6 protein-coding genes and 1 rRNA gene are annotated in these 10,594 nt (G+C 70.1%); 3 read left to right on the plus strand and 4 right to left on the minus strand.

Annotated elements, in window-relative coordinates:
- Positions 1 to 79: 79 nt before the first annotated feature.
- Positions 80 to 424: a DUF4233 domain-containing protein gene (locus NE236_RS28850; RefSeq protein ID WP_289850984.1), complete on the minus strand. Its 345-nt coding sequence runs from the start codon at positions 422 to 424 to the stop codon at positions 80 to 82.
- A gap of 79 nt (positions 425 to 503) precedes the next feature.
- Positions 504 to 1,775: a bifunctional folylpolyglutamate synthase/dihydrofolate synthase gene (locus tag NE236_RS28855; protein WP_252845336.1), complete on the minus strand. Its 1,272-nt coding sequence runs from the start codon at positions 1,773 to 1,775 to the stop codon at positions 504 to 506.
- Between the two features lie 217 nt (positions 1,776 to 1,992).
- Here NE236_RS28855 and NE236_RS28860 point away from each other — a divergent pair, with 217 nt between their 5' ends.
- The gene (locus NE236_RS28860; RefSeq protein ID WP_252845327.1) at positions 1,993 to 3,228 is read left to right on the plus strand and encodes a folylpolyglutamate synthase family protein; all 1,236 of its coding nucleotides are present in this window, start codon (positions 1,993 to 1,995) and stop codon (positions 3,226 to 3,228) included.
- Positions 3,229 to 3,320: 92 nt separating this feature from the next.
- On the opposite strand, the gene NE236_RS28865 is transcribed toward NE236_RS28860, so the two are convergent.
- A complete protein-coding gene (locus tag NE236_RS28865; RefSeq protein WP_252845328.1) occupies positions 3,321 to 5,390 on the minus strand; it encodes a SpoIIE family protein phosphatase in 2,070 nt (689 codons plus the stop codon).
- 97 nt (positions 5,391 to 5,487) lie between these two features.
- On the opposite strand from NE236_RS28865, the gene NE236_RS28870 reads away from it, so the two are divergent.
- Together NE236_RS28870 and NE236_RS28875 are read left to right on the plus strand one after the other, a co-directional pair.
- A complete protein-coding gene (locus tag NE236_RS28870) occupies positions 5,488 to 9,333 on the plus strand; it encodes a HAMP domain-containing protein (RefSeq protein ID WP_252845329.1) in 3,846 nt (1,281 codons plus the stop codon).
- Positions 9,334 to 9,346: 13 nt separating this feature from the next.
- Positions 9,347 to 9,961, plus strand: coding sequence for a response regulator (locus NE236_RS28875; RefSeq protein WP_252845330.1), 615 nt, complete (start codon positions 9,347 to 9,349; stop codon positions 9,959 to 9,961).
- A gap of 496 nt (positions 9,962 to 10,457) precedes the next feature.
- On the opposite strand, the gene rrf is transcribed toward NE236_RS28875, so the two are convergent.
- Positions 10,458 to 10,574, minus strand: a 5S ribosomal RNA gene (gene rrf / locus NE236_RS28880).
- Between the last annotated feature and the right edge of the window lie 20 nt (positions 10,575 to 10,594).

A 10,594-nucleotide genomic window follows, 5' to 3' on the forward strand; every position in this document is an offset into this window, starting at 1 on the left:
ACGCTTTACGTCAAATGTCGATTTTATGCCATTTGTCAGGATTGGAAGGGCGGGATGAATGGAAAGGCCACCCGCGACATTAGCGCGGCTGCGCGCCCTCCACCCGGCGAGCGACCCAAATCGACGCTACCCAGAGAACACCGAATATGACACCGAGGAAGAACATCACCGGCACCACAAAACCGGTCGCTATAACCAGAATCTGGAGCACACTGCCCGCGACGTAGGCCCAGCGGTACCGCAGCAGCCCGGCGATCAGCAGCCCCGCGACGGCCAGGACGCCACCCGCCACTCCGGCCGTGGTCGCGTCCGCGTGCACGACCGAGATCGCCACGGGGATCGCCAGCAACGTCACCACCGCCTGCATGGTGAGCATGACGGCACACAGTCTCTTCACTCGCCACCCGCCTCCACGGCGCCGCATCCCACCCGGCCGTCCAGGACCGCACCGCCGACCGCGTCCACCGTCGTACGGCCGGGCGCGGCCGCGCCGGTGACGCCGGTCACTCGCCCGCCCTCAGGAGCACGCGGGCGTCGCCCGCCGTCGTGACCGAGCCCGTGATGAGCACGCCGGCGCCCGCGAACTCCCCCGATTCGTCGGCGAGCGCGATGGCCTGGTCGATGGCCTCGTCCAGCCGGGGCACGAGATGCACGCGGTCCTCACCGAAGACGTCCCCCGCCAGATCCGCCAGCTCCCGCGCGGGCAGGGACCTCGCGGAGGAGTTCCGGGTGACGATCAACTCCTCCAGCACCGGCTCGAGCTCCTCGAGCAGGCCGGACACGTCCTTGTCGGCCATCACCGCCAAGACGCCGACCAGCCGGGTGAACCCGAACTCTTCCGTCAGGGCCTCGACGCTGGCCGCCATGCCGGCCGGGTTGTGCGCGGCGTCGACCAGGACCGTCGGCCCGGTCCGTACGACCTCCAGCCTCCCCGGCGAGGTGGCGTTCACGAACGCCGCTCGGACGAGCTCAAGATCGAGCCGGTCGCTGTCGGTCTCCGACTCACCGGTCGCGCGGCCACGCGCGAACGCCTCGACCGCCGCCAGCGCGCACGCCGCGTTGCCCGCCTGGTGCGCGCCGAAGAGGGGCAGGAACACCTCTTCGTACACGCCGTGCAGCCCCTGCAGCCGGACCAACTGCCCGCCCACCGCCAGCTCGCGGCCCAGCACGCCGAACTCCAGCCCCTCACGGGCGACGGCCGCGCCCACCTCGGTGGCGCGCCGCATCAGCACCTCCGCCGCCTCGACGGGCTGCTGGGCGAGCACCGCGATCGACTCGGGCTTGATGATCCCGGCCTTCTCCTCGGCGATCCTCTCCACGGTGGCCCCGAGCCAGCGAGTGTGATCCAGGCCGATCGGCGTGACCACCGCCACCGCCCCGTCGGCGACGTTGGTGGCGTCCCAGGTGCCGCCCATGCCGACCTCGACGACGGCGACGTCGACCGGCGCGTCGGCGAACGCGGCGAACGCCATCGCGGTCAGCGTCTCGAAGAACGACACCTTCACGTCGTGCTTGGCATCGGTCATCTCGACGAACGGCAGGACGTCCTCGTACACCTCGGCGAAGCGCTCCTCGCTCACCGGCGCACCGTCGATCGTGATCCGCTCCCGCATCGAATGCAGCTCGGGGCTGGTGTACAGGCCGACCCGCAGCCCCCGCTCGCGCAACAGCGCATCGATCATCCGGGCCGTGCTCGACTTGCCGTTCGTCCCGGTGACGTGGATGACGGGGTACGCCCGCTGCGGCGACCCGAGAACGTCCGCCAGCTCACGCATCCGGTCCAGTGTGGGATCGATGTCCCACTCGACCCCCCGGGCCCTGATGCCCGTGACGGCCTCCTCATACCTGCTCGCATTCACGCCAGCAGCCTACTGATGCCCGCCATCCCCCCGAGACCGCCCATGAACCCGGGCGACCGGCACCCCGCCCCCGAGCGGCACCCCCGCCATCCGCACCGGCCACCGAGGGCCGCCCCGCCACTATCGTCGAAAGGTGACTGATGAGGCCGGGGTGTTCTTCACGGAGTGGGACCGGCGTGGAGCCGGTGCACGGCGCAGCATCGAGCGGGCGCGCCTCCTCGTCCGTGCCCTCGACGTGAAGAACACGGGGATCCCGCTGCTGACCGTGGTCGGCTCGAAGGGCAAGGGCACGGCCGCGACGTACGCCTCCGCCGTCCTCGCCGCCGCCGGATGCCGCGTGGTCACGGTCACCAGCCCGGCCCTGCGCGAGGACCGGGAACGCATCCGCGTGGACGGCGCCGCGATCTCCCATGGCGAGCTTGCGCGGCTCGGCGGGTGCCTGCGCGAGGCGATCGGGTCTCTGCCCCCGCGGCGGAGCGGTGACGGCTATCTGTCCCCGAGCGGCCTGTTCATGATCGCGGGCGTGCTGTTCGCGCGGGCGGTCGGCGCGGACGTCATCGTCTTGGAGGCGGGCATGGGCGGCGTCTCGGACGAGGTGAGCCTGTTCCCGCCGGAGGTCGTGGCGATCACCGAGGTGTTCGCCGAGCACGTCGGGGTGCTGGGCGACTCTCCCGCCGAGATCGCGGCGAACAAGGCGGGTGTCGTGACCGCCACCACATGCACCGTCGTCTCCGTCCCGCAGAGCGCTTCGGTGAACGAGGCGATCGTGGCGACGGTCGCCGACCGCACCGGTGGTCGGGTGAAACCTGAGGCGGCGGGCCCGTGCGGGCTGCCGGAGGACCTGCTGCCGACCGGCCACGGGCGGCGGAACGCCGAGCTGGGCTGCGCGGCCGCCGACCGGCTCCTCGACGCGGTCGGCCGCCGGCGGCCGTCCCCGGACCGGCTGAACCGGGTGCTGTCGTCGGTGCGGCTGCCCGGCCGTCTGTCGTGGCACCGGCCGGCAGGAGTCGCGGTCCTTGTCGACTCGGCGATCGACCGGTCCGGTGCCGCCACGGCGCTGGCCGAGGCGTACCGCCGCTGGGACAGGATCGATCACGTCGTCGTCGGGCTACCGGACCACAAGGACGTGCCGGGATTCATCTCCGAGCTGGCCGGCCTACCAGTGACCTACGTCCGGATGCCCGGCCATCCGCACCTGAGCTTCACCCATGCCGTTCCCGGCCACTGGACGGTCATCGACGACACCGAGCTGACCCGTGAGCGTCTCGCCTCCCTCGGCGAGCGGATCGTGGCACTCGGCACGGTCTACTTCACAGGGCGGCTGCTGAACCTCCTGGATGCCGACACCGAGCGCCTCTTCGAGCCATGATCATGGGCGTCCGGTGCCCCACTAGTGGGACACCACACGCCAATGATCAATGGGCGCGGCCTACCGCGGCCGCGGTGACACCTGTGCGCGGGTCATTCCTCGACGCGCAGGACGATCAGGGCGGTGTCGTCGTGGGAGGGCTCGACGGAGAAGCCGCGGACGGCCCGCATGACCTTGGCCGCGACCGCGCCGGCGTTCAGGTCGGCGCAGCCGGCGAGGATGTGTTCGAGGCCGCCGTCGTCCCCGAGCAGCTGTTTGCCCCGCCGCCGCTCGGTCACGCCGTCGGTGAAGCCGAGCATGACGGACCCGGGCTTGAGGATCATGGTCTTCACGTCGAAGGCGGCCTCGGGGAAGACGCCGAGCATCAGGTCGGAGTCGTCCTCCCCCTTGACGAGGCCGCCGGGACTCAGGAACAGCGGCGGCGGGTGACCGGCCGTGGCGTACGTGACGCGGAACCTGCCGTCGCCGAGATGCTCCAGCTCGCCGTGCAGGAGGGTGAGGAACCGGGCGCGGGTGCCCTCCTCCAGGATGAGCGCGTTGAGGCGTTCGAGGACCTCGGGGATCGAGTGGTTCTCCCGGCCGAGGATGCGCAGGGCCTGCCGGGCGAGCCCGGTCACGGCGGCGGCCTCGGGGCCGGTGCCGCAGACGTCGCCGATGGCGAAGCGCCAGCGGGTGCCGACGCTGAAGACGTCGTAGAAGTCGCCGCCGACCTCGCTGTGCTCGCCGGCCGGTTCGTACACGACCGCGACGTCCAGCCCGGGGATCGTCGGGATGTCGGGCGGGAGGAGGCTGCGCTGGAGCGTACGGCTCATGTCCGCCTGCTCCTCGTACAGCCGGGCGTTGTCGATGGCGAGGGCGGCCCGGCCCGCGAGGTCCTCGGTCAGCTCGAGCGCGTCGCGGGTGAAGCGGGCGCCCTTCGGGCCGCCGACGACGAGCATTCCGATGCTTCGGCCCCGGGCCAGCAGGGGGAAGACGTGGGCGACGTCGCCGGTGACCCGGTGCGCGGTCTCGGGAAGGTCGCCGGACGGGGCGGGCGTGAACCCCTCCCAGGAGCCGGGCTCGGCGGGCGGCGGCGCGGGCGGCAGCAGGTCGAGCAGGGTGCGCAGGTCGGCGACCATGGTCTCGTCGGCGTGCCAGGCGTAGGCGGGCAGCGCGAGGCCGGTGTCGCGGACGGTGAAGACCGAGCACCACGTCGCGAGGCGGGGGACGATCAGCTGCGCGACCAGCGCCATGGTCATCTGCTGGTCGAGGGTGCCGGCGAGCATGCTGCTCGCCTCGGCGAGGAAGCCGAGCCAGCCCCGTCGGGCGCGCTCCAGCTCCATGAGACGGGCGCGCTCCATCGACGGCGCCTGGCGGTCGGCGATCTGCTGAAGGCGTTCGACGTCGTCCTCGGTGAAGTGCCCCGGGTCACGGGCGGCGGCGATCAGCAGTCCGATGGCCCGTCCGTCGACGGTGAACGGCGCGGTGACGAGTGACCGGATGCCGGCGGCCTGCAACGCCGGCAGGTTGTAGGGGCTGCCGCCCAGGTCCGCGTAGACGCCCCGGCCGCCGACCGGCGCGCCCTCCAGGCCGATCTCCAGCGCCGCGCCCTCGGGGCGTACGCCCGCGGTGGCCCGGAGGGTGAGCTCGGCGTCGTCGTCGGCGAGCAGGACGTAGACGCAGTCCGCGCCGAGGGTGTCCTGGGCGGCCTGCGCGGTGCGCTGGGCGAGCTGGTCGACGGTCGGGCGGGCGGTCTGGGGCGCGGAGACGATCTCTTCGTGGGGCGGGGGCGCCGGGGCGTGCGCCGCCGCTCCGGTGCCGGGCACGGTGAACCAGACGTGCTTGCCGCCGGAGCCGTACGTCACGCCCCAGGAGGTCGCGAGTGTCTCGGGGAACAGCAGTCCGCGGCCGCTCACCTGATCGCCGGGAACGGGAACCCGCCGGGCCTGATGCCGGTCGTGCACCTCGACCCTGACCTGCCCGCCGATGATCGCGCAGACGACCTCCACCTCGGTACCGGCGTGGACGATTGCGTTCGTAACCAGTTCGCTGGTGAGTAGCATGGCGTCATCCACGTCATCCACACCCCAGCCACGAAGTGTCTCCCCCACGAAACGCCGGGCGGCCGCGACAGAGGCCACCTCCGGCGGGAAGGTCGTGTACGTCTTTGGGTTGTTCTCCACGGCCACTTGGATTCGTCTCGGGGATGCAGGACGCTGCCATCGTGGCAGATCCCCTCGGTGGACTGTACATACCCGTGGGAAGGCTAGGAGGAAATCAATGCCTCGAGGCACGTCCCATGCGCCGACCCGCGCCCGGTACGCGGAGACCGATCTGCGGTCGGTGCTCGACGCGCTCAACGCATTGCGCGACGGCGACTTCGACGAGCGACTCGATTCCTCGGGTGACGACATACTGGCCGAGATCGCCGGGGTCTTCAACGAGGTTCAGGAACGCGCGGGCCATCTCACCGGCGAGCTCGTACGAGTCCAGCGTGAGGTACGTCACGAGGGACGGATCGACGAGCGGCTGAGCGCGGGCGGCGAGGGGTCCTGGGCGACGGGCAACGCGTCCGCCAACGCGCTGATCGACACGCTCGTGCAGTCCACGACCGCGATGGCGCGCGTCGTCGACGCGGTGGCCGAGGGCGATCTGAGCCAGCGCATCGAGCTCGACACCGGCACCCGGCCCTGGCGCGGCGAGCTGCTGCGCATGGGGTCGGGCGTCAACCGCATGGTCGAGCACCTTGACGAGTTCGCCGCCGAGGTGACCCAGCTGGCCCGTGAGGTCGGCGCGGAGGGCCGGCTGGGCGGCCAGGCGACGCCGCGGGAGATGTCGGGACGCTGGCGCGACGTCACGGGCGCGGTCAACGCGATGGCCAGCCGGCTGACCGGGCAGGTCCGCGACATCGCCCTCGTGACCACGGCGGTGGCGCGCGGCGACCTGACCCGCAAGGTGACGGTCGAGGCGACGGGCGAGCTGCTGGAGCTGAAGGAGACCGTCAACACGATGGTCGACCAGCTCTCGTCGTTCGCCGACGAGGTGACGCGGGTGGCCCGGGAGGTCGGCACCGAGGGCCGGCTGGGCGGCCAGGCCCGCGTCAGCGGCGTCAGCGGCGTCTGGAAGGACCTCACCGACAACGTCAACTCCATGGCCGGCAACCTGACCGGCCAGGTCCGCAACATCGCCCAGGTCGCCACCTCCGTCGCCAACGGTGACCTGTCCAAGAAGATCACGGTCGACGCCCAAGGCGAGATCCTCCAGCTCAAGGACACCCTCAACACGATGGTCGACCAGCTGTCGGCCTTCGCGAACGAGGTGACCCGCGTCGCCCGGGAGGTCGGCACCGAGGGCCGGCTGGGCGGCCAGGCCCGCGTCAGCGGCGTCAGCGGCGTCTGGAAGGACCTCACCGACAACGTCAACTCCATGGCCGGCAACCTCACCAGCCAGGTCCGCAACATCGCCCAGGTCGCCACCTCCGTCGCCGGCGGTGACCTGTCCAAGAAGATCACGGTCGACGCCCAAGGCGAGATCCTCCAGCTCAAGGACACCCTCAACACGATGGTCGACCGGTTGTCCTCGTTCGCCGACGAGGTGACGCGGGTGGCCCGGGAGGTCGGCACGGAGGGTCGCCTCGGCGGCCGCGCCAAGGTCGGCGGCGTCAGCGGCGTCTGGAAGGACCTCACCGACAACGTCAACTCCATGGCGGACAACCTGACCAGCCAGGTCCGCAACATCGCCCAGGTCACGACGGCGGTCGCGAACGGCGACCTGACCAAGAAGATCGACGTCGACGCCCAGGGCGAGATCCTCGAACTGAAGACGACGATCAACACGATGGTCGACCAGCTGTCGGCCTTCGCGGGCGAGGTCACGCGCGTGGCCCGCGAGGTGGGCAGTGAGGGCCGCCTCGGCGGCCAGGCCGAGGTGGAGGGCGTCTCCGGCACGTGGAAGCGCCTCACCGAGAGCGTCAACGAGCTCGCCAGTAACCTGACCACCCAGGTCCGCGCGATCGCGTCGGTGGCGAGCGCCGTCGCGCGCGGCGACCTCACCGGGTCGGTCTCGGTGGAGGCCCGCGGCGAGGTCGCCGAGCTCAAGGACAACGTCAACCTCATGGTGGCGAACCTCCGCGAGACCACCCGCGCCAACCAGCAGCAGGACTGGCTGAAGACCAACCTCGCCCGGATCGCCGGACTGATGCAGGGCCACCGCGACCTGATGGAGGTCGCACGGCTGATCATGAGCGAGGTCACACCGCTGTCCTCCGCGCAGTACGGCGCGTTCTACCTGGCCGAGGAGACCGAGGACGGCGAGCCGCGCCTCGCGCTGAAGACCGGATACGGCCTGAGCCAGGACAAGATCGACGAGGTCCGGTTCTACCTGGGCGACGGCCTGGTCGGTCAGGCGGCCCTCGAACACAAGCCGATCCTGGTGCACGACCTGCCGGCGGGCTACGTCAAGGTCGGTACGGGCCTGGGGCAGGCGCCGCCGGTCAACCTGATCGTGCTGCCGATCCTGTTCGAGAACCGCGTGCTCGGCGCGATCGAGCTGGCGTCGTTCAGCCCGTTCAGCGAAGTCCACCTGGCGTTCTTCGACCAGTTCGTCGAGACGATCGGCGTGACGATCAACACGATCACGGCGAACTCCCGTACCGAGGCGCTGCTGGCCGAGTCCCAGCGGCTCACCGGCGAGCTGCAGGACCGTTCCAGCGAGCTGCAGCGCCAGCAGGCGGAGCTACGCCGGTCCAACGCCGAGCTGGAAGAGAAGGCGGCGCTGCTGGCCAAGCAGAACCGCGCGATCGAGATGCAGAACTTCCAGATCGAACAGGCCCGCCGCACGCTGGAGGAGCGCGCCGAACAGCTCGCCCAGTCCTCGCGGTACAAGTCCGAGTTCCTCACCAACATGTCGCATGAGCTGCGGACACCGCTCAACAGCCTGCTGGTGCTGGCCAAGCTCCTGGCCGGCAACCCGGACAAGAACCTCACGCCCAAGCAGGTCGAGCTGATCAAGACCATCCACGAGTCGGGCAGCGACCTGCTCCGGTTGATCAACGACATCCTCGACCTGTCGAAGGTCGAGGCGGGCAAGATGGATCTCTTCCCGCAGCGGGTCTCCCTGGGCGAGCTCGTCGACTTCGTCGACGCGAACTTCCGTCCGATGGCGGCCGACAAGGGCCTGAGCTTCGACGTGTACGCCGAGCCCGGTCTGCCCGAGCACCTCTACACCGACGAGCAGCGGCTCCAGCAGGTGCTGCGCAACCTCCTGTCCAACGCGGTGAAGTTCACGTCCTCGGGTGAGGTGCGCCTCACCATCCGGCGGCCGGAGGGCGTGGAGTTCATCGACCCGGTCCTCGCCCGCACGCCCGACGTCCTCGGGTTCGCGGTCAGCGACACGGGCATCGGTATCGACGAGCACAACCTGCGGGCGATCTTCGAGGCGTTCCAGCAGGCCGACGGCACGACCAGCCGCCGGTACGGCGGGACCGGCCTGGGGCTGTCCATCAGCCGCGACATCGCCCAGTTGCTCGGCGGTGAGATCCACGTCGCCAGCCGCCCCGGCGAGGGCAGCACGTTCACGTTCTACGTGCCGGCCCGCTACCTCGACACCGGCGACAGCGGGCCCGTCCCCGTACGGGAGAAGGAGAGGCGGCGGCCGCAGCCGGATCCGGCCGTCGAGGCGGCGTCGTTCGAGGCACCCGAGGAGGAGGAATCGTACGAGTCGTCGCCCATCGACGACGAGGTGCTGTCCGGCCGCAAGATCCTGATCGTCGACGACGACGTGCGCAACATCTTCGCGCTGACCTGTGTCCTGGAGCAGTACGGCATCGAGGTCCTGTACGCGGAGAACGGCCGCGAGGGCATCGACACGCTCGACCGCAACGAGGACGTCGATCTGGTCCTCATGGACGTGATGATGCCTGAGCTGGACGGTTACGCCACGACGGAGGCCATCCGGCGGATGCCGCAGTTCGCCGACCTACCGATCATCGCCCTGACGGCCAAGGCGATGAAGGGCGACAGGGAGAAGAGTATCGAGTCGGGCGCATCGGACTACGTACCCAAGCCTGTCGACGCCGACCACCTTCTTGACATCATGAGGGCGTGGCTGAGCCGGCCACGCACCTGATGGAGGGCTGACTGTGGCCGAGAAGGCGAACATTCTTCTGGTCGACGACCGTGAGGAGAACCTCGTCGCGCTGGAGGCGATCCTCAGTTCACTCGACCAGAACATGATCCGTGCGCGTTCGGGGGAAGAGGCCCTGCGGGCCTTGCTGACCAACGAGTTCGCGGTGATCCTTCTCGATATCGTCATGCCCGGGATGGACGGTTTCGAGATCGCCCGAGCGATCAAACGGCGCCGGAAGACACGGGAAGTACCGATCATCTTCCTGACCGCCGCGGACGCCGACCCGGACTACGCCTTCCGTGGATACGCCGCCGGCGCGGTCGACTACATCTCCAAGCCGTTCGACCCCTGGGTGCTGCGCACGAAGGTCTCGGTCTTCGTGGAGCTCTACCGGAAGAACCAGCAGCTGCGGGAGCAGTCGGAGCTGTTGCGCACGCAGTTCGCGGCGGTGCCGTCCGAGGAGTTCACCACGGAGCTCGGCCGGCGCGTCGCCGCGGTGGAGGAGCAGGTCGGCGTGCTCACCCAGTGGGCGGCCCAGGACGAGGAGGCCGCCAAGGCGGTGGCCACGCTCGGACAGCGCGTCGATGAGCTGCGGACGGCGATCGACACGCTACGCCCGCAGTCCTGAGCCGGGCCGAGCGCCCCGCGCGGCCCCGGCCCTGAACCGGGCGGGCCAGGGGCGGGCCGGCGGCGCCGTTCAGGCGGACGGAAGCGGCCGGGAGCAGGTCGAGACCGCGACGTACGCCGACCCGTCGTAGTCCTCGGCGCGTACGGTCGGCGTGAACGCGAGCCGGTACGTCCAGCGTCGTGCGCCCGCACGAATTCGAGGAGGTTTTCGGCGTCGTGGACGAGACGCCGCTCCGGATCCGGCCACGTGCCTGGGGAGGCCGTGGCGAGCACGCTGAGCATGGCGTGCAGGCCCGCCGCCCGCGCCGACGCCGCCTCGCGCAGGAACGGGTCGAGGACCGCGGCGGAGGAGCCCATCTCCGTGCACGTGTAGGAACTTCCCGATCCGCCGTTGACCGTTTCTGTCCGACGCGGAATCCACCCGAAATCAAAATGACCGGTGAACGCAGGAAAGCCCGCCGGCTGATGCCTGGCGGGCTTTCCTGATCTATGTATGTGTCCGGCGGTGTCCTACTCTCCCACACCGTCTCCAGTGCAGTACCATCGGCGCTGAAAGGCTTAACTTCCGGGTTCGGAATGGGACCGGGTGTTTCCCTCTCGCCATAACCACCGAAACGATTAACAGAACCGGTCT

Source organism: Actinoallomurus purpureus (assembly GCF_024055795.1).
In the GTDB taxonomy this organism is placed as follows: domain Bacteria; phylum Actinomycetota; class Actinomycetes; order Streptosporangiales; family Streptosporangiaceae; genus Actinoallomurus; species Actinoallomurus purpureus.

Excerpts from the sequence above, each read along its gene's own strand:
- NE236_RS28855 (WP_252845336.1), bottom strand. The coding sequence starts at position 1,775 with ATGCGTGAGCTGGCGGACGTTCTCGGGTCGCCGCAGCGGGCGTACCCC.
- NE236_RS28850 (WP_289850984.1), bottom strand. The coding sequence starts at position 424 with ATGCGGCGCCGTGGAGGCGGGTGGCGAGTGAAGAGACTGTGTGCCGTC.
- NE236_RS28870 (WP_252845329.1), top strand. The coding sequence starts at position 5,488 with ATGCCTCGAGGCACGTCCCATGCGCCGACCCGCGCCCGGTACGCGGAG.